This is a genomic window from Pseudooceanicola marinus (assembly GCF_020177265.1).
GTDB classification, from domain to species: domain Bacteria; phylum Pseudomonadota; class Alphaproteobacteria; order Rhodobacterales; family Rhodobacteraceae; genus Pseudooceanicola; species Pseudooceanicola marinus_A.
This window is the reverse complement of the sequence record NZ_JAIVMC010000005.1, coordinates 277,839-298,696: the sequence shown is the minus strand read 5'-3', so window position 1 is coordinate 298,696 and position 20,858 is coordinate 277,839. Positions and strand designations below refer to the sequence as shown.

The window sequence follows — 20,858 nt, the reverse complement described above, 5'->3', positions numbered from 1 at the left end:
GCCCAGAGGATATGATCAAATCCCGCGCTGTCAATCGAATCGCGGGAACCCTCAGAGGGCGCGCAGGATCATCTCCATCCCCTGTTCCAGATCACCCTGCATGGCACGGGCGGCCCCCTCGGCATCGCCTGTTTTCAGGGCGGTGATCAGGTCCTTGTGCATGTCGGGCAGGTTGCGGGTGCCGAAGGCGCCGCAGACCACCCGCAGCGACGGGCCGAAGCGCAGCCACAGCCCCTCGACCAGCCCCGACAGGATCGGCGCCTCGGCCGCGGCGTTCAGCCGGGCGTGGAACTTGTGGTTCTCCACCAGGTAGTCGTGGACATGGCCGCGCCGGATGGCGTCATCCAGCGCGCCGTCGATCCGTTCCATCGCCGCGATGTCCTCGGGCGCGATGCGGGCGCAGGCGCGGCGGGCCAGTTCCGGCTCCAGCGCGCGGCGAGCCACCAGAAGCTGTTCGATCTCCGCCGCGCCCAGCAGGGGCACGGAAATGCGGCGGTTGCCCTGAAATTCCAGCGCGCCCTCGGCCATCAGCCGGCGCAGCGCCTCGCGCACCGGGGTCATGCCCGCGCCCAGTTCGGCCACCAGCCCCTGGATGGTCACCGCCTGGCCCGGTTCGAACTGCCCGTAAAGAACACGGGCCCGCAGGGTGCGATAGACCACCTCATGCGCGGGCAGCCCGGCCCCCTGTCCCGCGCCCTGCTTCTCACCCTCCGACCGCCCGTCGTCCGGGGCCGCTGCCCCGGCAGGGCCGCCCTGCGTGTCCGCTGCCTGCAAAATAATCACCTCACGTTGACCCACCCGGGCACCGCGCCATCTTGCACGGTCAGGGCGGCCATGAAAACATCTTCATGTTGCCAGGTTCCCGGCCTTTTGATCAAATCGGGGATCAAGGGGCAGAAGACCCCAGGCGAAACAACGGGAGTGCATTCATGAAACGTTCCATCCTCGGCCTGACGGCCGCGACCCTCGCCCTTGGTGCGGCTGCGGCCCAGGCGGAAGAGGTCCACGTCTACAACTGGTCCGACTACATCGACGAGAGCCTGCTGGAGAAATTCGAGGCCGAGACCGGCATCGAGCTGATCTACGACGTCTTCGACAGCAACGAACTGCTGGAAACCAAGATGCTGGCCGGCGGGTCCGGCTACGACGTGGTGGTGCCCACCGGCACCTTCCTGCAGCGCCAGATCATGGCCGGCGCCTTCCAGCCGCTGGACAAGTCCAAGCTGCCCAACATCGAGAACATGTGGGACGTGATCCAGGACCGCACCGATGTCTACGACCCGGGCGGGGAATATTCGATCAACTACATGTGGGGCACCACCGGCATCGGCGTGAACACCGACAAGGTGGCCGAGGTCCTGGGCGAGGACGTGGCGCAAAACTCGCTGTCGCTGATCTTCGATCCGGCCAATGCCGAGAAACTGTCGGAATGTGGCATCTACATGCTGGACGCCCCCACCGAAACCGTGCCCGCCGCCCTGACCTATGCCGGCTGGGACAACCCCGACGACAAGTCGGAAGAGGCGCTGGACAAGGCCGAGGAGGTGCTGACCGCGATCAGCCCCTACATCACCAAGTTCCACAGCTCGGAGTACATCAACGCGCTGGCCAACGGCGACATCTGCGTCGCCTTCGGCTGGTCCGGTGACGTTCTGATCGCCCGCGACCGCGCGGCGGAGGCCGACAACGGCGTCAACGTCGAATACTACATCCCCTCCGAGGGCGCGCTGATGTGGTTCGACCAGATGGCGATCCCGGTCGACGCGCCGAACCCCGACGCGGCCCACCAGTTCCTGAACTTCATCATGGATGCCGAGAACATGGCCGCGGCGTCGAACTACGTCTACTACGCCAACGGCAACGAGGCGTCGCAGGAATTCCTGAACGAGGACGTGATCGGCGACGGCGCCATCTACCCGGATGAGGAAACGCTGGACAACCTCTACACCGTGACCCCCTTCGGGCCCAAGGAACAGCGTCTGCTGACCCGTCTCTGGACCCGGGTGAAATCGGGCACCTGATCCCCGCCGAAACCGATCCCGCGTCGCGCCCCGCGCGGCGCGGGCCTTGTCACGTCCCGGAGTTCGCGCGCGCCCATGCCCCAGACCGTCTTTGCCCCCTGGGAAGATCCCGATGAGAAACCGCTGATCCGGTTTCAGAACGTCACCAAGAAATTCGGTGACTTCACCGCGATTCAGTCCATCGACCTCGACATCTACACGCGCGAATTCTTCGCGCTGCTTGGCCCCTCGGGCTGTGGCAAGACGACCCTGATGCGGATGCTGGCCGGGTTCGAGACGCCGACCACCGGGAAGATCCTGCTGGGCGGCGAGGACATCGCCGCCACGCCGCCGAACAAGCGCCCCGTGAACATGATGTTCCAGAGCTACGCGCTGTTTCCCCACCTCTCGGTCTGGGAAAACGTCGCCTTCGGCCTGAAACGCGAAGGCCGCGAGAAGGACGAGATCGCCACCCGCGTGGCCGACATGATGCGCCTGACGCGGCTCGACAAATTCGCGCGCCGCAAGCCGCATCAGCTCTCGGGCGGGCAACGCCAGCGGGTCGCGCTGGCGCGCTCCCTCGCCAAGGCCCCGAAACTGCTGCTGCTGGATGAGCCCCTGGGCGCGCTGGACAAGAAGCTGCGCGAAGAGACGCAGTTCGAACTGATGGACATCCAGGAGAAGACCGGCACCACCTTCGTCATCGTCACCCACGACCAGGAAGAGGCGATGACCGTCGCCTCCCGCGTGGCGGTGATGGACGAGGGCCAGTTGGTGCAGGTCGCCACCCCCGACCGGATCTACGAATACCCGAACTCGGTCTACGTGGCCGACTTCATCGGCGACGTGAACATCATCGAGGGCGCCGCCAGCCAGTCCGGCGACAAGGTGCTGGTCACCTGGGCCGAGGGCGCCTCGCCCCTGGTCGCCACCTCCACCGCGATGCTGACCAAGGACCAGCACTGCTACCTGGCGATCCGCCCCGAGAAGATCACCATCACAGCCGAGGAGCCCGAGACCACCAACAAGGTGCATGGCGAGATCATCGACATCGGCTATCTCGGCAATATCTCCACCTACCACGTGAAACTGCCCACCGGGCACATGGTGAAGGCGCAATCGACCAACACCCGGCGCCTGTCGCGGCGCAACTTCACCTGGGAAGACAAGGTCTGGCTCAGCTGGTCCGACACCGCCGCCGTCCTGCTGGAGCGTTGAGGATGGCCGGCGCCCTGCCCCGCCCCCTGCGCCCCCTGGTCCCTGTCGGATGCCTCCGGCGGGAGTATTTCCGACGAGATGAAGCAGGGGCGCCGCGCGCGGCCACCGGGCGCCGGCCCCTGTCTTCACTTCGTTCCAAATACTCCGGGGGGAGTCTCCGGCACGGAGACGGGGGGCAGCGCCCCCCTCTGCCTCTCCTCCGGGCCCCGTCCTCCGCAGCCCGCACAACGGGAGGCCCCGCATGCGCCGCCTGATCCTGATCCTCGTTCCCTACCTCTGGCTACTGGCGCTCTTCCTGGTGCCCTTCCTGATCGTGGTGAAAATCTCGCTGTCGGACGTGGCCCTGGCCCGCCCGCCCTATTTCCCGCAGCTGGACCTGTCCGGGGGCTGGGCGGCGATCCGTGATTTCGTCGCCGAGCTCGACTTCGAGAACTTCGCCTTCCTGGCCAGTGACGACCTCTACTGGAAGGCCTACCTCAGCTCGCTGCGCATCGCGCTGATCTCGACGCTGCTGACCCTGCTGATCGGCTTTCCGGTGGCCTACGGCATGGCCTCGGCCCGGCCGGAATGGCGCCCGACGCTGATGATGCTGGTGATCCTGCCCTTCTGGACCAGCTTCCTGATCCGGGTCTATTCCTGGATGGGCATCCTCAGCCAGAACGGTCTTCTGAACACCTTCCTGCTGTGGACCGGGGTGATTTCCGAACCGCTGACCATCATGAACACGGAAATCGCCGTCTACATCGGCATCGTCTATACCTACCTGCCCTTCATGATCCTGCCGATCTACGCGACGCTGGAAAAGCTCGACGGTTCACTGCTGGAAGCGGCGGAGGACCTGGGCTGTTCGCGCACCTCCGCCTTCTGGCTGGTGACGGTGCCGTTGTCGAAACCCGGTATCATCGCCGGCTGCTTCCTGGTCTTCATCCCGGCCATCGGCGAGTTTGTCATCCCGTCGCTTCTGGGCGGATCCGACACGCTGATGATCGGCAAGGTCCTGTGGGAAGAGTTCTTCAACAACCGTGACTGGCCCGTCGCCTCCGCCGTGGCGGTGGTGCTGCTGGCCATCCTCATCATCCCGATCGTGCTGTTCCAGCGCAACGAGCAGAAGAACCGGGAGGCCGGCCAATGAGACGGATGAGCGGGTTCAACATCGTGTCGCTGACCTTCGGGCTGGCCTTCCTCTACCTGCCGATGGTCGTGCTGGTCATCTACAGCTTCAACGCCTCGAAGCTGGTGACGGTCTGGGCCGGGTTCTCCACCCAGTGGTACGGCGAACTGATCCGGAACGAGGCCTTCCTCGACGCCGCGCTGGTAACGCTGAAGGTGGGGCTGATCTCCTCGACCATCGCCACGGTGCTGGGCACCATGGCGGCCTGGATCCTGGTCCGATCGGGGCGCTTCCTGGGGCGCACGCTCTTCTCCGGCATGATCTACGCGCCCCTGGTGATGCCAGAGGTGATCACCGGCCTGTCGCTGCTGCTGCTGTTCATCGGCATCGACCTGGACCGCGGCGTGCTGACCATCGTGCTGGCCCATACCACCTTCTCCATGTGCTACGTCTCGGTGGTGGTCTCGTCGCGGCTCGCCTCCTTCGACACCTCCCTGGAAGAAGCCGCGCTCGACCTGGGCTGCACCCCTTGGCAGAGCTTCCGCCTGGTGACCCTGCCGATCATCGCGCCCGCGGTAATCTCCGGCTGGCTGCTGGCCTTCACCCTGTCTCTGGATGATCTGGTGATCGCCTCCTTCGCCGCCGGCCCGTCCTCGACCACCCTGCCGATGAAGATCTTCTCGGCCGTGCGCCTAGGCGTCAGCCCGGAGATCAACGCGCTGTCGACCATCATGATCGGCATCGTCGCCACGGGGGTGATCCTCTTCTCGCTGATGTCGAAACGCGCCACGATCCGCCAGCAGCAGGAAGAGCGTGACGCCGCCCGCTCCGAGGCGTAGGACGGCCCCATGACGACGAAGACCCCGCGCCGGATCTACCCGGACTATACCTACACGCGCGCGCCGATCGAGCGCTGCTACTGGGCCGAGGCCGTGCCCGAGGCGGCGCTGGCCCATCCGACACTGCCCGGCCCCGCCCGGGTCGAGGCGCTGGTGATCGGGGGCGGCTACACCGGCCTCAATGCCGCGCTGTCGCTGGCGCAGGCGGGCCGCCAGGTCACGCTGATCGACGCCGCCTTCCCCGCCTTCGGCGCCTCGGGGCGCAACGGCGGTTTCTGCTGTCTCGGCTCGGCCCGGGCCAGCGACGGCCAGCTGCGCCGCCGCTTCGGCCCCGAAGCCCCCGCCGAGCTGCGCCGGGCCGAGGCCTCCTCCATCGCCCATGTGGACCGGCTGACCCGCGTCCACGGGATCGACGTGGACCGCCATTCGACGGGCGAGACGATCCTGGCCCATTCGCCGAAGGCCATGGCGAAACTCGCCGCCAGCGCCGAAAGCTACAGCGCCGACTACGGCACCGAGATGCGGGTTCTGTCCAAGGCCGACCTGGCCGCCGAGGGCCTCGACGGCCCCACCTGGCACGGCGGGCTGCACAATCCGCTGGGCTTTGCCCTGCACCCCCGGAAATACGCTGCAGGCCTGCTGCGCGCCGCGCTGGCGGCCGGTGTGACGGTGCATGGCGAAACGCCTGCCCTGGCGATCAAACAGCAGGGCCGAACCCTGGCCGTGACCACACCCCGGGGCATGGTCACCGCCGACCGCGTGCTGGTCGCCACCAATGGCTACACGGCGGAAAACCTGGCGCCCTGGTTCCGGGGCCGCACCCTGCCCGCGCAAAGCTCGGCGATCGCCAGCCGCCCGCTAAGCGAAGAGGAAATGCAGGCTCAGGGCTACTGGTCACGCCAGATGGCCTATGAGGACCGGCGCCTGCTGCATTACTTCCACCTGACGCCCGACGGGCGGATGGTCTTCGGCCAGCGCGGCGGTCTGCTGTCCTCGCCCGCGACCGAGGCCAAGCTGGCGCAACTGGTGCGCGCCGATTTCGACTGCGCCTTCCCCGCCTGGTCCCACGTCGAGACTCCGCACTACTGGTCCGGGATGGTCTGCCTGACCGCCTCCCTGACGCCCTATTGCGGCCCGGTCCCGGGCCTGCCCGGCGCCTTCACCGCCTTCGGCTACCACGGCAACGGCGTCGCCATGGGCAGCTACCTCGGCGCCCGCATGGCGGAACTGGCCCGCGACGAAGAGCCCTCGGAGATCCTGCCGGCTTCCTTCCGCGCCCCGCCGCCGCGCTTCCCGCTGGGCCGTTTCCGACGCCTCTTCCTGGCCGCCGAGTACACCCAGGCGCGGCTCTTCGATCATTGAAGGGAGCGTATCGCCCTGGCGGGCGATAGCCTCCGGCGGGAGTATTTATGGCTGTCGGATGAAACAAGGCGCCGCGCCCCCGCCCATCCGACAGCCATAAATACTCCGGGGGAGTCCGCCGCAGGCGGGCGGGGGCAGCGCCCCCGGCCTTCAGCTTTCGATCGACTTCGCCGCCCGCGCCTTTCCGCGTTTCAGGCCCAGGTGGCGTTCGCGCAGGATGATGATGACGCCCGCCAGGATCACGATCCCCGCGCCCAGCAACATCTGCGGCGTCGGCACCTCGGCGAAGATGAAATAGCCGATCGCCAGGGCAAAGATCATTGAGGCATAGTCGAAGGGCGCCACGACCGAGGCATCGGCGAAGCGGTAGCAGGACGTCAGGAAGATCTGGCCGAAGCCGCCCAGAACCCCGGCCAGGATCAGCATCCCCGCCTCCGCGCCCGAGGGCCAGGCCCAGCCGAACGGCAGGGTCAGCAGCGACAGCAGGGTCGAGGTGATGGTGAACCAGAACACGATGGCCGAGGTCTGTTCCTCGCGCACCATGTTGCGAATGTGGACCTGCGCCAGGGCGGCGCAGGTGGCACCAAAGATCACGATCATCGCGCCAACGGCCTCGGCCACTGCCACCGTATCGCCGCCCAGGGTCGTCACCCGGGGCTCCAGCACGATCAGCACGCCCACCATGCCCAGGCCCACGGCGCTGAGACGGAAGACCCCCACCTTTTCATTCAGGAACATGCCGGCGAAGACCACCACCAGGATGGGCGTGGCGTATTGCAGGGCCGTCACCTCGGGCAGCGGCAGGAACGCCAGCCCGGCAAAGCCGCAGCCCATGGCGGTGGTGCCGATCAGCCCGCGCCAGACATGGGCCATGGGCCGCTGCGTGCGCCAACCCGTCCTCAGGTCGCCGCGCACCGCCAGCCAGCCCAGGATCACCGGCAGGGCAAAGAAGGAGCGGAAGAAAACCGACTGCCCCGGCGGCACATGGCCCGCCGTCGCCTTGATGAGAGAGGTCATGGTGATGAAGCAGATCACCGCCACCAGTTTCAGGACAATCCCCTTGAGCGGCTGCATGCCGGCCCCTTTCGCGTCGTAACTTCCCGCGCCCGTCCCCAGGGCGGGGCGCCACCCGACCCTTCTGTCCCGCGCCTGTCGCGGGGTCAACGGCGCGGGGCGCATACCCGCTGTCGCAGGGACGGGCGACAGGCCCCGCAGGACGGGACAGGATCGCGGCGCAGGGCTCTGGCCTTGGGCCCGCCCGCGCGTATAGTGGGCCAAACCCCGGAGCCAGGCCCTGCGCGGTGCCAAGCCAGACCTCCTGATGTTGAAAAGGACCTTTGCCCGATGACCCCTCTTCTGCGCCCCATGGCCCGCTCCCTGCCTCTTGCCCTGCCGCTGATGCTGCTGGCGGCCGCGGCCCAGGCCCATACCGGCGGCAGCCACGCCGGCGGCTTCGTCAGCGGGTTCAGCCACCCGATCCTCGGCTGGGATCACGTGGTCGCCATGGTCGCCGTGGGTCTTTGGGGGGCGGTCCTGGGCAAGCCCGCGATCTGGATCCTGCCGGTGGTCTTCCCGCTGGTCATGGCCTTCGGCGCCGCGCTCGGCATCCTCGGCGTGCCGCTGCCGGCCGTGGAGACGGGCATCGCGCTGTCGGGTGTCGTCCTGGGCCTGGCCGTGGCGCTGGCGGTGCGCGCGCCGCTGCCGATCGCCGCGGTGGTCGTCGGCGTCTTCGCCATCTTCCACGGCCACGCCCATGGCACCGAACTGCCGGCGGCGGCCAATCCGCTGGCCTACGGCGTGGGCTTCGTCTTGGGCACGGGGCTGCTGCACATGGCCGGAATCGCCCTGGGCCTACTGACCGCGAAACCCGCCGGACGGATCGTCGTGCGCCTGGCCGGAGGCCTGATCGCCGTGGTCGGTGGCGCCTTCCTGGCCGGGGTCGCCTGACCTCTTGGCCCGGCGCCACGCCCCATTCCTGACCTCAGTGAAGGCCCGGGCTCTGGTCCCGGGCCTTTGCTTGGGGCTGGCCCTTCTGCCCGCCCCGGCCATGGCCCATGTGCCGGGCCTGCCGGCGGAGGCGATGGCATCACTGACGCTGGGCCTGCGCCTGCCCTTCCTCTACCCCGAGGCCCTGCTGCCCCTGCTGGTGCTGGGCCTGGCACTGACCGGCGGACCCCGCCCGCTGATCGCCGGGCTGGCGGGACTGGGGGCGGGCCTGCTGGGAGCCGACCTGCTGGGCGAGGCCGCCACGGCGCTGGCACTGGGCGCGGGCGCGCTGGCTGGTGCGGTGCTGGCCCTGAAGGGGCCGCCGCTGCCGGGAATGCTGCGCCACGGGATGGGGTTCGTCCTGCCCGCGCTCATCATGGCCGCTCTCTACCACGGCGGCAGCGCATCGGCGCCCGCGCTGATGGCGCTTGGCTCGATGGGCGTGTTGGCGGTGACGGCGCTGCTGATCGCGGAAATCGCGGACCTGCTGCTGACACGGCTGCCGGGGCCGATCCCGGGCATCGCGCTGCGCATCGCGGCCAGCTGGCTCGCCGCGATCCTGATCCTGATGCTGGCCTTCGTGCTGGCCGGCCCCGCGCCGGGCGGCGCCGGGGCCTAGGCCCTGCGTTACTCCGCCGCCGTGCTGCGCTTCGGCAGGACCCAGTCGGGGCGCGGGAAGTGGCAGGTGTAACCGTTAGGGATCCGCTCCAGGTAATCCTGGTGCTCCGGCTCGGCCTCCCAGAAATCACCCACGGGTTCGACCTCTGTCACCACGCGCCCGGGCCAGAGGCCCGAGGCCTCCACATCCGCGATGGTTTCCTCGGCCACGGCCTTCTGCACGTCATCGACGTAGTAGATGGCCGAACGGTAGGACATTCCGATGTCGTTGCCCTGCCGGTTCAGCGTGGTCGGATCGTGGATCTGGAAGAAGACCTCCAGGATCCGCCGATAGGAAATGACATCGGGGTCGAAGAAGATCTCGATCCCCTCCGCATGGGTGCCATGATTGCGATAGGTCGCATGGGGCACGTCGCCCCCGGTGTATCCCACGCGGGTGCGTTTCACCCCGGGCAGCTTGCGGATCAGATCCTGCATGCCCCAGAAACAGCCCCCGGCGAGAACGGCGCGTTCTTCACTCATCACAGATCCTCCACCTGGTTAATGTACTGGCCATAACCCTCGGCCTCCATCTCTTCCTTCGGGACGAAGCGCAACGAGGCCGAGTTGATGCAGTAGCGCAGCCCGCCCCGGTCCGTCGGCCCGTCGGGGAAGACGTGGCCCAGGTGGCTGTCACCGTGTTTCGACCGCACCTCGACCCGCACCATGCCGTGACTTTCGTCCCGCAGGTTGACGATATTGTCTTCCTCGATGGGCTTCACGAAGCTGGGCCAGCCGCAGCCGCTCTCGTACTTCGCCGCGCTGGCAAACAGCGGCTCGCCGGAGACCACGTCAACGTAGATCCCCACCCGCTTGTTCTCCAGAAGGGGGCCGGTGAAGGGCCGCTCGGTGCCGCTTTCCTGGGTCACGTGGAACTGCTCCGGGGTCAGCCGCGCGATGGCTTCGTCTGTCTTGCGATAGTCGGACATAAGTTCCTCCGTTGCTTGCCCTCAATGTGGGGAAGGCCGGGCGGAAAGGAAAGGGGTACGACCGACACAGCTTTTACAGTCGGCTCTGCGAGCGCCACGACAGTCAAGTTAACCTAGTATCTACGGGGGCCCGCAGGCGAAGTTTCGGGACTTTTCACGGTTTTGCGCCCGCTCCGCCGAACCGGCAGGAACCCGCCGCGATACGGTGGCGTAACCGGCAGCGGGACGCCTGTTTCGACCCCGTAAAATACGGACGAAAACCTTTTGCCTCTGCCCTCGTTGCTCTTTCCGGGTTCCACCAGACGGAACCCGATCCGTAACGATTGCAGGAGATGCACATGACTTTCCAAACCCGTTCCTTCGCCCTGGCCGCCGTGATTGCCGCCGCTTCCACCTCCGCCGCCTGGGCACAGCTGTCGCTGGGTGGAGGCGCTGACGTGTCGGTCGGCGGTGGCTCGGCCAGTGTCGGCGCCAGCGCAGAGGCCAGCGCGACCAGCGGAACGGACAATGGCGGCCTCGGCGGCGTGACCGACAGCGTCGGAGATACCGTCGCCTCCGCCGGCGACGCCGTTTCGGGCGTGACCGGCACGGCCACCGACACCGTGGGGACGGTCACCGATACCGTGGGTGACACCGTGGCCAGCGCCACCGACACTGCCACCGGCGCGGCCGGCATGGCCACCGACACCGCGGAAGGTGTCGCCACCACCGCCACCGGCACCGTGGCCGACGGCGCCTCGATGGCGGCCAGCGAGGGTCGCGTGGTCCTGTCGAACGTCGTGGGCGAGGAGGGGCTGGCGACCACCACCGTCTCCTCGCTGATGGCCGACGGCACGATCGACGAGGCCGGCATCAACGGCTCGATTAGCGCCAATGCCTCGGCCATCGCGACGATGCAGGACGCCATTTCGGCCAGCGCCAGCCTTTCCGCCGCGCTGGAGGCGCAGGGTTTCACCCCGCAGGACGTGATCGGCGTCCAGGCCATGGCGGACGGCTCCACCCAGTTGGTGATCGACGACCGCGGCTGAGCTCTCCACACCACCGAGAACGCCCCGGGGACCCGCATTGCGGGTCCCTTTTTTGTGCCGCCTCGCAGCAAAGCTGCGTTTCTTCCGCGCTGCGGCGACGCCACCCGGCGTCACTCGGCAAGATTTCGCCGACGCTCCTTCATTGTTGATTCAAATACGCCTTTTCGCCTCAGCCCTTGTTTTCAAGGCCATGATACGTCCTCCCAGTGGCAAAGACTCGCCAAACTCCCGGCATGCGTGCAACTGACGCAGATCGCACACGTTTCTTCAGCATAGCGAGAGGAGAATATCCATGACCCTGGAACTGATGAAACGGACGACCGCCGTCTTCGCCGCCCTGGCGCTGATCGGCCCTACCGCGGCACAGGCACAACTGGGCCTGGACGTGGACCTTGACGCGAGTGATGGCGACGGGATCGGCGTGGGCGTCGATGTCGGCATCGGCGGCGACGACGGCATCAACGCGGATGCGGACGTGGGTGTCGGCGGCAGTGACGGTCTCGACGTTACGGCCGATGCCGATGTCGGTGTCGGCGGCAGCAATGGCGTGAACGCCGACGCGGATGCCGACGTGGGCGTCGGTGGCAGCGACGGCGTGATGGCCGACGCCGATGTCGATGCCGACGTGGGTGGCGACGACGGTATCAATGCCGATGCGGACGTGACCGCCGGCCTTGGCGGTGGCGACGGCATCAACGCCGATGCCGACGTCAACGTGGGCGCCGGCGGCGAAACCATCGCCGATATCGGCGCCGACCTGGGCGTCGGCGGCGGTTCGGGCGGCGGCTCCGGCAGCGGTGGCGGCGGCGCCTCCAATGGGGGCGGCTCCGGCGGAGGCGGCACCAATGGCGGTGGCACAAACGGCGGTGGCACCAATGGCGGCATGATGCCCGATGCCGAGAGCCTGGCCTTTGCCGACAGCGGTTCCGGCATGTCCGCCATCGCGACCCTGCCCCCGCAGGCCTTCGGCCTGGTGACGGTCACGCAGCTGGCGCGCCGGGACGAGATCTCGATCCCCAGCTTCGATGCACAGCTGCGCGAATCCCGCGGCTGGATAGCCCGCCTGCGTCAGCGCATCGCGTCCAACGGCCCGCTGGCCAGCTGGCTGCAGGGCCGCGGGTACGCCACGCCGGACGTGGTGGGCTTCTACCGCAAGACCGACGGCAAGCTGTGGCTGATCGTCGACGACCGGGTCTGACCGACCCTTCGGGTGTGTGAACGGCGCGCGGAGCGCGCCAGGCAAGGCAAGGCAGGCGGCGTCCGGGAGAAATCCCGGGCGCCGTGTTCCGTCATGCCCTTGCCGTCAGCCTCGCGCGCGCAGCCGTGCCACGGCCCAGCCCGCGGCCTCGGCCACCACCGGGTCGGCATCGCCGGTCAGCGCCTCGACCGCCGGCAACAGTGCCGGCTGGCCAGAATTGCCGATGGCATAGGCCACGTTGCGCACGAAGCGGTCGCGCCCGATCCGCTTGATCGGCGAGCCGGAAAACCGGGCGCGGAAGGTGGCGTCATCCAGCGCCGCCAACTCCGCCAGCGGCGGCGCCAGAAGGTCGTCCCGGGCGTGGTATTTCACCTCCGCCGCGCGTTCGGCGAACTTGTTCCAGGGACAGACCGCCAGGCAGTCGTCGCAGCCGTAGATCCGATTGCCCAGCTTGCCGCGCAGCTCCTCCGGGATCGGGCCCTTGTATTCGATCGTCAGGTAGGAAATGCAGCGCCGGGCATCCAGTTGATACGGCTGGGGAAAAGCATCCGTCGGACAGGCGTCCAGGCAGCGGCGGCAGCGCCCGCAATGGTCTACCTCCGCATCGTCGGGGGGCAGGTCCAGCGTGGTGAAGATGGCGCCGAGGAAGAACCAGCTGCCCAGCTCGCGACTGACCAGGTTGGTATGCTTGCCCTGCCAGCCCAGCCCGGCGGCCTGGCCCAGGGCCTTTTCCGGCACCGGCGCCGTATCGACGAAGACCTTCACCTGCGCCGCTTCGCCGTCGGCCTGCGGCCCCGCCTCGGCAATCAGCCATCGCGCGAGGCGTTTGAGCCGCTTCTTCACCACGTCATGGTAATCGCGGTTCTGCGCATAGACGGTGATGCCTGCCCGGTCGGGATGCTCCAGCACCTCCAGCGGGTCATGATCGGGGCCGTAGTTTTCGGCCAGCATGAGAATCGACCGCGCCTCGGGCCAAAGCGCCGAAGGGTCGCCGCGCCAATGGCTGCGATCCGCCAGCCAGGACATCTGCCCGTGATAGCCCGCATCGAGGAAGGCGCGCAGGCGTTCGGCCACCTCCGGCACGGCCTCGGGCGTGCAAAGACGGGCCGCAGAGAATCCCTCCTCCCGCGCCTGGTCCAGAAGTTTGCGTTTCAGGGCCTCGGTCATGGGCGCCTTTTGCCAGAAAACGGGGGGTGGGGGAAATGCAGGGTGCGATCCCGAAGGGCTGCGCAGGTTCGCCAGGGTCAGGCATAGCCATGCGCATGGCTGTGCCGTCGCACGGTCCTGCGCTGCCTCGGGTCGCGCCTGTGGCACGGCCTGCGCCCGTCCGCGCCCTCAGAAATCCAGATCGGCGTAATGCGCGGGCGGCGGGAAACCCGGCACCTGGTCCATCAGGATGGCGCGGAACGCGGGGCGCGACTTGATCTTGGCGTACCAGTCCTTCACCTGCGCGTTCCGGTCCCAATCCACGTCGGAGATATAGTCGAGCGCCGACAGATGCGCGGCGGCGGCAAAATCCGCCAGGCTCATCCGGTCCCCGGCCAGCCAGCGGCGGTGATCCAGCAGCCAGCCCATGTAGTCGATGTGGAACTTGATCGCCCGCAGGCCGGCCATCACGTTGGTGGAATTGGGAAATCCCTGGCCGGTGATCTTCTTGTTCACCCGCTCGTAGAGCAGTTTCGACGTCACCTCGTGGTGGAACTTGTCGTCGAACCACATCACCAGGCGGCGCACCTCATGCCGGGCCAGCGGATCCGAGGGCATCAGCGAGGGCTCGGGGTAGAGCTCCTCCAGGTACTCGCAGATCGCCGCACTTTCGGCCAGGGCGTGCCCGTCCAGCCGCAGCACCGGCACCTTGCCGGCAGGGTTGCGACGCAGGAAATCGGTGTCCTTCTCCCAGTAGCGCTCTTCGATCAGCTTCACTTCGATCTTCTTCTCGGCCAGCGACAGGCGCACCTTGCGGCAGAAGGGAGACAGGGGAACGTGGTAAAGCTCTGCTGAAGTCATCGTTGTGTCCTGGTACGAATGGCCTGGCGCGCGACGGCGCGGCGGGCCAACGGGCCCCGGGGCCTGAAATGTCACCTGTCTTGCCGCCTAAGGCCCGGAATTTCAATCCTCGAAACAGGCGGCCCGCCCATCCCGCGCGATCGTCGCGGCCCCGTCGCGGATTGCCGCCGACCGGCGGGAGACGAATTCACCCGGCGCGCTGGCCGACCAGCTTTGGGGCGAGGGCAACACGGCCGCCAGGCGCGCGGCCTGGTCCGCCGACAGATCCTTCGGAAGCGCCTGGAAATAACGCCAGGCACCGGCCTCGATGCCGAAGGCGCCCTCGTCGAACTCAGCCACGTTCAGGTAAACCTCCAGGATCCGGCGCTTCGACCAGGTCAGTTCCACCAACGGGGTGATCAGCGTCTCCAGCGCCTTCCGGACGTAGCTGCGCCCGTGCCAGAGGTAGACGTTCTTCACGACTTGTTGAGAGATGGTCGACCCGCCCCGTGCTGCACCATCGGCAATGGCGTCGCGGATCGCGGACATGTCGATACCCCAGTGCAGGCAGAAATTGGCATCCTCGGCCGCCACGACCGAGCGCGCCATCACCGGGGCGATCTCCTCCATCGGGATCCATTGCCTGTCGATCTCGCCCAGGCGCAACCGTTCGCGCAGCATGTAGGCGCCGCCCCAGGGGCGGATCACCGAATGGGAGGTCACGATAAGGGCGAGGAGAATCACCACGACCGCCAGCCCTCGCAACAGCCAGCGCCGCAGCCAGCGCAGGGGCTGCGGACCACCGCGCGCGGCCCGTTTTCCCTTGCGGGAGGCCGTCTTGCGCGTCTTCGTCTTGGGTTTCGTCTGCTTTGCCACGGGTCCAGCTATACGCGGGACAGCCCGGGCAGCAAAGTCATTGCCAGGCCCCTTCCCGAGCGGCAGGCAAGAAAAAACCGGCGCCAGGGCCGGTTTCATTCAATCGCGATGTCCCGCCCAGTCGGCGGTCCAGATATCGGGGCGCTTTGCCCCCAGGGTCCTGTGGCCAAAATCCCTCCGGTCGGACCCGATGGCCCCGAACCCGGCGCGCAGATCAAAAGTATCCCGACGGTATTCATCGTCCACCCGCGAGGACGGCGCCGCATTGCGCAGCCCGGACAGGATAGTGGGCCCCTCATCGGGGTCCGCCTGCGACGTTCCGGGGGCGAGGCCCGTCAGGGCAACAGCCAGGATAAGAGCGGGGACATAAGCAGTGCGGGTCGTCATGGAAACCTCCCGGAAGCCGGGCATGGGGATCTTGATAGTAAACGGCACCGGCGCCATCTCTGGTGCCGGTGCCGATGCCTTGGTCGTCACCACGGGGAGCGTGGGTGATAACCCCAGGACTTACTTGCCTTCGGGCAGGACGTAGTCGTTGCCGTTGTCCAGCGTGGCGCGGGCGTCATCGTCGCTGTAGCGGACGGTGTGGTTGCCAGCGGCGGACAGCGAGGACGTGTCGGTGTAGTTGCGGGTCACGTCGTTCTGTTCGCTGATGACGGTGTTCACGCCCGAGCGTGCGTCGTCGTCGCTGTAGCCGTTGAAGAACTGAGCCGAAGCGGAAGTTGCGGAAGCTGCGACGAGGGCTGCGATGCCGAATGCTTTGAGGGTTTTCATTGTTAGTCTCCTAAGATCTCTAGTTTGTTTTGCTTCAGACGCTGTGTGTTTCTGTCTGCGTCCTTGCGATGAGAGAGATATAGGCCCGGGCGCTCGCCAATGAAAGTGCATCTATGCACAGGTCTAGGTTCATCACGGCATAGCGTGCCCTCACAAACATGAGAGGTCTTGCAACCCGCTGATTTTATGTACTTTTACAATTCAGTTACTAAACAAATTCCAGTACTTGAAAGTTCAGTTTTCCCTTAGAAAAGTTGTCGGCGGGTGGTTGAACGAAAAAAGAGGGCCCGCGGCGGCGGACCCTCTTGAAAGTTTTGTGACGCTTTCTAGAGCGGAAATTATTCCGCAGGAACAGACACTTCGCCCTCAGATAGGGGGTGAGACAGGTGCTGCAGCATCTCTTTCGGGCAGATCTGAAGGAAGTTGCCCTTCTCCAGATCCCAGTGCTGAAGGATGTCCCGGGCCTTGCGCGAGTCGGTTTCGGCCACGTGACGCTCGATGAGTCCCTTCAGCTGATGCTCCCAGTGATCCACGGTCACCGGGCAGGTCACCAGGGTCTCCTTGTTCATCAGCGTCTCGGCACGGCCGTCCGGGTCATAGAGGTAGGCCATGCCCCCGGTCATGCCGGCACCGAAGTTCGGACCGATGGAGCCGAGGATCACCGCGATACCGCCGGTCATGTATTCGCAGCCGTTCGAGCCGCAGCCCTCGATCACCACCTTGGCGCCCGAGTTCCGCACGGCGAAGCGTTCGCCCGCGCGGCCCGCGGCAAAGAGATAACCGTCGGTCGCACCGTAAAGGACGGTGTTGCCGATGATCGTGTTGTCGGCGGCCACCAGCGGCGATTGCATCGAGGGACGCACCACCACGGTGCCGCCCGACAGGCCCTTGCCGACATAGTCGTTGGCCTCACCCGAGACCTCGATCTTCAGGCCCGGGGCCGCGAAGGCACCCAGGGACTGACCGGCGGAGCCTTCCAGCTTCACCGTCAGGTGGTCGGGCTGCAGCGCGTTGCGCATGCCGAAGGCCCGCACGATGTGGCTAGAGGTGCGCGTGCCCACGGTGCGGTGCGTGTTCTGCACCGCGTAGGACAGTTGCATCTTCTCCCCGTCCTTCAGGAAGCGAGCCGCGTCGCGGACGATCTCGGCATCCAGGGTGTCCGGCACCGCGTTGCGCGGCTTCAAACGGTCGTAGTGGATGTCCTTGGCGCCATCGACGGTGATCAAGAGCGGGTTGAGGTCCAGATCGTCGAGGTGTTCCGCCCCGCGCGAGACCTGGTGCAGCAGGTCCGCACGGCCGATCACCTCGTCCAGGGACCGGGCGCCGATCTCGGCCAGGATTTCCCGCACTTCCTGAGCGTAGAAGGTGATGAGGTTCACCACCTTGTCCGCCGAGCCGGTGAACTTGGCCCGCAGCGCCGGATCCTGGGTGCAGACGCCCACCGGGCAGGTGTTCGACTGACACTGACGGACCATGATGCAGCCCATGGCGATCAGGGCGGCGGTGCCGATGCCGTATTCCTCGGCGCCCATCATCGCGGCCATGACGATGTCGCGGCCCGTGCGCAGGCCCCCATCGGTGCGCAGCGTGACCCGCTCGCGCAGCTTGTTCATCGCCAGGACCTGATGCGCCTCGGTCAGACCCATTTCCCAGGGCAGACCGGCGAACTTGATCGAGGTCGCGGGCGAGGCGCCCGTGCCGCCATTGTGGCCCGAGATCAGGATGACGTCCGCCTTGGCCTTGGCCACACCGGCAGCGATGGTGCCAACGCCCGAGGACGACACCAGCTTGACCGTCACCTTCACGGTGGGGTTGATCTGCTTCAGGTCGTAGATCAGCTGCGCCAGATCCTCGATCGAGTAGATGTCGTGGTGCGGCGGCGGCGAAATCAGGGTCACGCCCTTGGTCGAGTGGCGCAGACGGGCGATCAGGTCGGTGACCTTCATGCCGGGCAGCTGGCCACCCTCACCGGGCTTGGCGCCCTGGGCCACCTTGATCTCCAGCTCTTCACACTGGTTCAGGTATTCGGCGGTCACGCCGAACCGGCCAGAGGCCACCTGCTTGATCTTGGCAGACGGGTTGTCGCCGTTGGGTTCGGGCACGAAGTGTGCCGGATCCTCACCGCCCTCGCCGCTGTCGGACTTGGCGCCGATGCGGTTCATCGCAACGTTCAGCAGCTTGTGCGCCTCGGGCGACAGGGCGCCCAGGGACATGCCGGGGGTGACGAAGCGCTTGCGGATCGAGGTGATCGATTCGACCTCTTCAATCGGGATCGACTTGGCGAGCGGCTTGATCGCCAGCAGGTCGCGCAGGTGGATCGGCGGATTCGCCTGCATCCGGGCGCTGTACTGCTTCCAGATCTCGTAGCTGGCCCGGTCACAGGCCGCCTGCAGCATGTGCATGGTCTGCGCTTCCCAGGCGTGGGTCTCACCCGATTTGCGCGCCTTGTAGAAACCGCCGATCGGCAGCACGTCCTGGCCGTTCTTCCAGCCCAAGCGGTGCACTTCCTCGATCTTCTTCTGGATGCCGTAGATCCCGATGCCCGAGATGCGCGACAGCATGCCGGGGAAGAACTCGGCGCACATGGCGCGGGACAGGCCCACGGCCTCGAAGTTCAGGCCACCACGGTAGGAGGAGATGACCGAGATGCCCATCTTGGCCATGATCTTCAGCAGACCCTGGTCGATGGCATCGCGATACCGCTTCATGTTTTCGGTCAGAGTGCCGTCCAGCAGGCCGCGCTTGATGCGGTCGGCGATGCTGTCCTCGGCCAGGTAGGCGTTCACGATGGTCGCGCCGGAGGCGATCAGCACGGCGAAGTAATGCGGGTCGACACATTCGGCGGACCGCACGCCGATGGAGCAGAAGGTGCGCAGGCCCTTCTGGGTCAACCAGCTGTGCACGGCGGAGGTCGCCAGGATCATCGGCATGGCCACCTTGTCGGGGCCCTGGTGCTGATCGGTCAGGATGATGTGACCGCCGCCGGAACGCACCGCGTCCTCGGCTTCCTGCCGGATGCGGTTCAGCGCCTCGCGCAGTGCGCCGCGTTCGCCGGTCGCGGGGAAGGTACAGTCGATCTCGACCATCTCGGCGTTGAAGTGGTTGCGCAGCTCCTCGAACTGGGCGTTGCCGACGAAGGGCGTGTCCAGCACCAGGATCTCGGTCTGCGAGCTCGACTCATCCAGCACGTTCTTCAGGTTGCCGAAGCGCGTCTTCAGGCTCATCACGCGGAATTCGCGAAGGCTGTCGATCGGCGGGTTCGTCACCTGGCTGAAGTTCTGGCGGAAGAAGTGCGACAGCGGGCGGTACTTGTTGGACAGCACGGCCGACGGCGTGTCGTCCCCCATCGAGGCGATGGCTTCCTTGCCGTCCTCGGCCATGGGCGCCAGCATGTTCTCCAGCTCTTCGATGGAATAGCCGGCCGCGATCTGCCGCTTGCGCAGCTCGCCGCCCTCGAACAGCGGCTTTTCCTCGACCTGGGCCAGGGCCTCGTCCAGCTCGGAAATCTTGCCGACCCATTCGCCGAAGGGCTGACCCGCGGCCAGTTTGTCCTTGATTTCGACGTCGTGGTAGAGCTTGCCCTCGAAGGTATCCACGGCCAGCAGCTGACCTGGGCCCAGGGCGCCCTTTTCGCGCACGGTGGCCTCGTTCGTCGGCACCATGCCCGCCTCGGAGCCCGCGATCAGCAGGCCATCGCCGGTCACGACATAGCGCATCGGGCGCAGGCCGTTGCGGTCGGTGCCGGCGCAGACCCAGCGGCCGTCGGTCATGGCCAGGGCGGCGGGGCCGTCCCAGGGTTCCATCACCGAGTTGCAGTAGGAATACATGTCACGCCAGGCTTCGGGCAGTTCCTCGGCCTGCTTGGACCAGGATTCGGGCACCAGCATGGTTTTCGCCATGGGCGCGTTGCGGCCCGCGCGGACCAGCACCTCGAACACCGCATCCAGCGCGGCGGAGTCCGAGGACCCACCGGGGATGATCGGCTTGATGTCTTCCGCCATGTCCCCGAAGGCCGACGACGCCATGCGGATCTCGTGGCTCTTCATCCAGTTCACGTTGCCCTTCAGCGTGTTGATCTCGCCGTTGTGGGCCAGCATGCGGAAAGGCTGCGCCAGCCACCATTCCGGGAAGGTGTTGGTGGAGTAACGCTGGTGATAGAGGGCGAAGGTCGAGGTGAACCGTTCGTCCATCAGATCCGGGTAGAAGACGGCGACCTGTTCGGCCAGCATCATGCCCTTGTAGATGATCGACCGGCAGCTGAGCGACGCCAGGTACAGATCGGTGATGCCCGCGCTCGCGGCGGCCTTCTCGATCCGGCGACGGATCACGTACAGCTCGCGCTCGAACTGTTCCTCGTCGACGCCCTTGATGTTGGAAATCAGGATCTGCTCGATCTCGGGGCGGGTCGCATTGGCCTTTTCGCCCAGGCAGTCGATCTCGACCGGGACGTGGCGCCAGCCGTAGATGTAGTAGCCCATGCGCAGCACTTCGGCCTCGACGATGGTCCGGCAGGTTTCCTGAGCGCCGAAATCGGTGCGCGGCAGGAAGACCTGGCCGACGGCCATCAGCTCATTCTCGCGCGGCTCGTGGCCGGTGCGCTTGATCTGGTCATAGAAGAAGGGGACCGGGATCTGCACGTGGATCCCCGCGCCGTCGCCCGTCTTGCCGTCGGCATCCACGGCGCCGCGGTGCCAGATCGCCTTCAGCGCGGTGATCCCCGCCTCGACCACCTTGCGCGACGGCTTCCCGTCGATGGAAACGACAAGGCCCACGCCACAGGAGGAATGCTCATGCTCCTCGCGGAACAGGCCGTTTTCCTCCATCCACTGGCGCTTGGCTTTCTCGGCTGCGGCCCAATTCGCGTCGATCTTGGTCATGGTCAGGTCTCCCTTGG

The 20,858-nt window shown here is 66.6% G+C and carries 19 protein-coding genes; 9 read left to right on the top strand and 10 right to left on the bottom strand.

The window, feature by feature from the left end; all coding sequences use genetic code 11:
* Positions 1-51 precede the first annotated feature (51 nt).
* Positions 52-774, bottom strand: a complete 723-nt coding sequence (locus LC066_RS10485; RefSeq protein WP_222476036.1) for a GntR family transcriptional regulator — start codon at positions 772-774, stop codon at positions 52-54.
* A gap of 155 nt (positions 775-929) precedes the next feature.
* On the opposite strand from LC066_RS10485, the gene LC066_RS10480 reads away from it, so the two are divergent.
* From LC066_RS10480 to LC066_RS10460, 5 genes are all read left to right on the top strand, one after another.
* Positions 930-2,021, top strand: coding sequence for a polyamine ABC transporter substrate-binding protein (locus tag LC066_RS10480; protein WP_222476029.1), 1,092 nt, complete (start codon positions 930-932; stop codon positions 2,019-2,021).
* Positions 2,022-2,096: 75 nt separating this feature from the next.
* Positions 2,097-3,218 carry an ABC transporter ATP-binding protein gene (locus LC066_RS10475; protein ID WP_224898541.1) on the top strand — a complete coding sequence of 374 codons (1,122 nt, stop codon included), beginning with the start codon at positions 2,097-2,099 and terminating at the stop codon, positions 3,216-3,218.
* A 241-nt stretch (positions 3,219-3,459) separates the two neighbouring features.
* The gene (locus tag LC066_RS10470; RefSeq protein ID WP_224898539.1) at positions 3,460-4,350 is read left to right on the top strand and encodes an ABC transporter permease subunit; all 891 of its coding nucleotides are present in this window, start codon (positions 3,460-3,462) and stop codon (positions 4,348-4,350) included.
* Positions 4,347-5,168, top strand: coding sequence for an ABC transporter permease (locus tag LC066_RS10465; RefSeq protein WP_224898537.1), 822 nt, complete (start codon positions 4,347-4,349; stop codon positions 5,166-5,168). The genes LC066_RS10470 and LC066_RS10465 overlap by 4 nt, the downstream gene beginning before the upstream one ends.
* Before the next feature lie 9 nt (positions 5,169-5,177).
* Entirely contained in the window at positions 5,178-6,530 is a 1,353-nt protein-coding gene (locus tag LC066_RS10460; RefSeq protein WP_224898535.1) for an NAD(P)/FAD-dependent oxidoreductase, read from the top strand.
* Between the two features lie 150 nt (positions 6,531-6,680).
* Here the strand turns inward: LC066_RS10460 and LC066_RS10455 are convergent, their stop codons facing one another.
* Positions 6,681-7,604, bottom strand: coding sequence for a DMT family transporter (locus LC066_RS10455; protein WP_222476016.1), 924 nt, complete (start codon positions 7,602-7,604; stop codon positions 6,681-6,683).
* Positions 7,605-7,874: 270 nt separating this feature from the next.
* Here LC066_RS10455 and LC066_RS10450 point away from each other — a divergent pair, with 270 nt between their 5' ends.
* Complete coding sequence (locus LC066_RS10450; RefSeq protein ID WP_224898533.1) at positions 7,875-8,477, top strand: HupE/UreJ family protein; 603 nt, start codon at positions 7,875-7,877, stop codon at positions 8,475-8,477.
* Positions 8,478-8,547: 70 nt separating this feature from the next.
* Positions 8,548-9,135 (top strand): hypothetical protein, encoded by a 588-nt coding sequence (locus tag LC066_RS10445; protein ID WP_224898531.1) that lies wholly within the window; start codon positions 8,548-8,550, stop codon positions 9,133-9,135.
* Between the two features lie 8 nt (positions 9,136-9,143).
* Here LC066_RS10445 and msrA read toward each other — a convergent pair whose 3' ends face one another.
* Positions 9,144-9,656: a peptide-methionine (S)-S-oxide reductase MsrA gene (gene msrA, locus LC066_RS10440; RefSeq protein WP_224898529.1), complete on the bottom strand. Its 513-nt coding sequence runs from the start codon at positions 9,654-9,656 to the stop codon at positions 9,144-9,146.
* Complete coding sequence (gene msrB, locus LC066_RS10435; RefSeq protein WP_222476009.1) at positions 9,656-10,102, bottom strand: peptide-methionine (R)-S-oxide reductase MsrB; 447 nt, start codon at positions 10,100-10,102, stop codon at positions 9,656-9,658. The genes msrA and msrB overlap by 1 nt, the downstream gene beginning before the upstream one ends.
* A 338-nt stretch (positions 10,103-10,440) precedes the next feature.
* Between msrB and LC066_RS21445 the strand changes: the two genes are divergently transcribed.
* A complete protein-coding gene (locus tag LC066_RS21445; protein ID WP_263625049.1) occupies positions 10,441-11,130 on the top strand; it encodes a hypothetical protein in 690 nt (229 codons plus the stop codon).
* 292 nt (positions 11,131-11,422) lie between these two features.
* Positions 11,423-12,328: a hypothetical protein gene (locus tag LC066_RS10425; protein ID WP_224898527.1), complete on the top strand. Its 906-nt coding sequence runs from the start codon at positions 11,423-11,425 to the stop codon at positions 12,326-12,328.
* Between the two features lie 105 nt (positions 12,329-12,433).
* Here the strand turns inward: LC066_RS10425 and queG are convergent, their stop codons facing one another.
* The 6 genes from queG to gltB all read right to left on the bottom strand — a co-directional run bounded on the left by queG (position 12,434) and on the right by gltB (position 20,841).
* Positions 12,434-13,495, bottom strand: a complete 1,062-nt coding sequence (gene queG / locus LC066_RS10420; RefSeq protein WP_224898525.1) for a tRNA epoxyqueuosine(34) reductase QueG — start codon at positions 13,493-13,495, stop codon at positions 12,434-12,436.
* A gap of 168 nt (positions 13,496-13,663) precedes the next feature.
* Entirely contained in the window at positions 13,664-14,335 is a 672-nt protein-coding gene (locus LC066_RS10415; protein ID WP_085889624.1) for a glutathione S-transferase family protein, read from the bottom strand.
* Positions 14,336-14,437: 102 nt separating this feature from the next.
* Positions 14,438-15,190, bottom strand: a complete 753-nt coding sequence (mtgA, locus tag LC066_RS10410) for a monofunctional biosynthetic peptidoglycan transglycosylase (protein ID WP_224898523.1) — start codon at positions 15,188-15,190, stop codon at positions 14,438-14,440.
* 99 nt (positions 15,191-15,289) lie between these two features.
* On the bottom strand, positions 15,290-15,667 hold the full coding sequence (locus LC066_RS10405; protein WP_224898522.1) for a hypothetical protein: 378 nt from the start codon (positions 15,665-15,667) through the stop codon (positions 15,290-15,292).
* Between the two features lie 30 nt (positions 15,668-15,697).
* Positions 15,698-15,964: a hypothetical protein gene (locus LC066_RS10400; RefSeq protein ID WP_224898520.1), complete on the bottom strand. Its 267-nt coding sequence runs from the start codon at positions 15,962-15,964 to the stop codon at positions 15,698-15,700.
* 338 nt (positions 15,965-16,302) lie between these two features.
* Complete coding sequence (gene gltB, locus LC066_RS10395) at positions 16,303-20,841, bottom strand: glutamate synthase large subunit (protein WP_224898518.1); 4,539 nt, start codon at positions 20,839-20,841, stop codon at positions 16,303-16,305.
* Positions 20,842-20,858 lie beyond the last annotated feature (17 nt).

Coding starts and splice junctions, on each gene's coding strand:
- LC066_RS10400 (WP_224898520.1), bottom strand. CDS start 15,964: ATGAAAACCCTCAAAGCATTCGGCATCGCAGCCCTCGTCGCAGCTTCC.
- LC066_RS10450 (WP_224898533.1), top strand. CDS start 7,875: ATGACCCCTCTTCTGCGCCCCATGGCCCGCTCCCTGCCTCTTGCCCTG.
- LC066_RS10465 (WP_224898537.1), top strand. CDS start 4,347: ATGAGACGGATGAGCGGGTTCAACATCGTGTCGCTGACCTTCGGGCTG.
- LC066_RS10415 (WP_085889624.1), bottom strand. CDS start 14,335: ATGACTTCAGCAGAGCTTTACCACGTTCCCCTGTCTCCCTTCTGCCGC.
- msrB (WP_222476009.1), bottom strand. CDS start 10,102: ATGTCCGACTATCGCAAGACAGACGAAGCCATCGCGCGGCTGACCCCG.
- LC066_RS10460 (WP_224898535.1), top strand. CDS start 5,178: ATGACGACGAAGACCCCGCGCCGGATCTACCCGGACTATACCTACACG.
- LC066_RS10470 (WP_224898539.1), top strand. CDS start 3,460: ATGCGCCGCCTGATCCTGATCCTCGTTCCCTACCTCTGGCTACTGGCG.
- gltB (WP_224898518.1), bottom strand. CDS start 20,841: ATGACCAAGATCGACGCGAATTGGGCCGCAGCCGAGAAAGCCAAGCGC.
- LC066_RS10475 (WP_224898541.1), top strand. CDS start 2,097: ATGCCCCAGACCGTCTTTGCCCCCTGGGAAGATCCCGATGAGAAACCG.
- LC066_RS10455 (WP_222476016.1), bottom strand. CDS start 7,604: ATGCAGCCGCTCAAGGGGATTGTCCTGAAACTGGTGGCGGTGATCTGC.
- LC066_RS21445 (WP_263625049.1), top strand. CDS start 10,441: ATGACTTTCCAAACCCGTTCCTTCGCCCTGGCCGCCGTGATTGCCGCC.
- msrA (WP_224898529.1), bottom strand. CDS start 9,656: ATGAGTGAAGAACGCGCCGTTCTCGCCGGGGGCTGTTTCTGGGGCATG.
- LC066_RS10425 (WP_224898527.1), top strand. CDS start 11,423: ATGACCCTGGAACTGATGAAACGGACGACCGCCGTCTTCGCCGCCCTG.
- queG (WP_224898525.1), bottom strand. CDS start 13,495: ATGACCGAGGCCCTGAAACGCAAACTTCTGGACCAGGCGCGGGAGGAG.
- LC066_RS10480 (WP_222476029.1), top strand. CDS start 930: ATGAAACGTTCCATCCTCGGCCTGACGGCCGCGACCCTCGCCCTTGGT.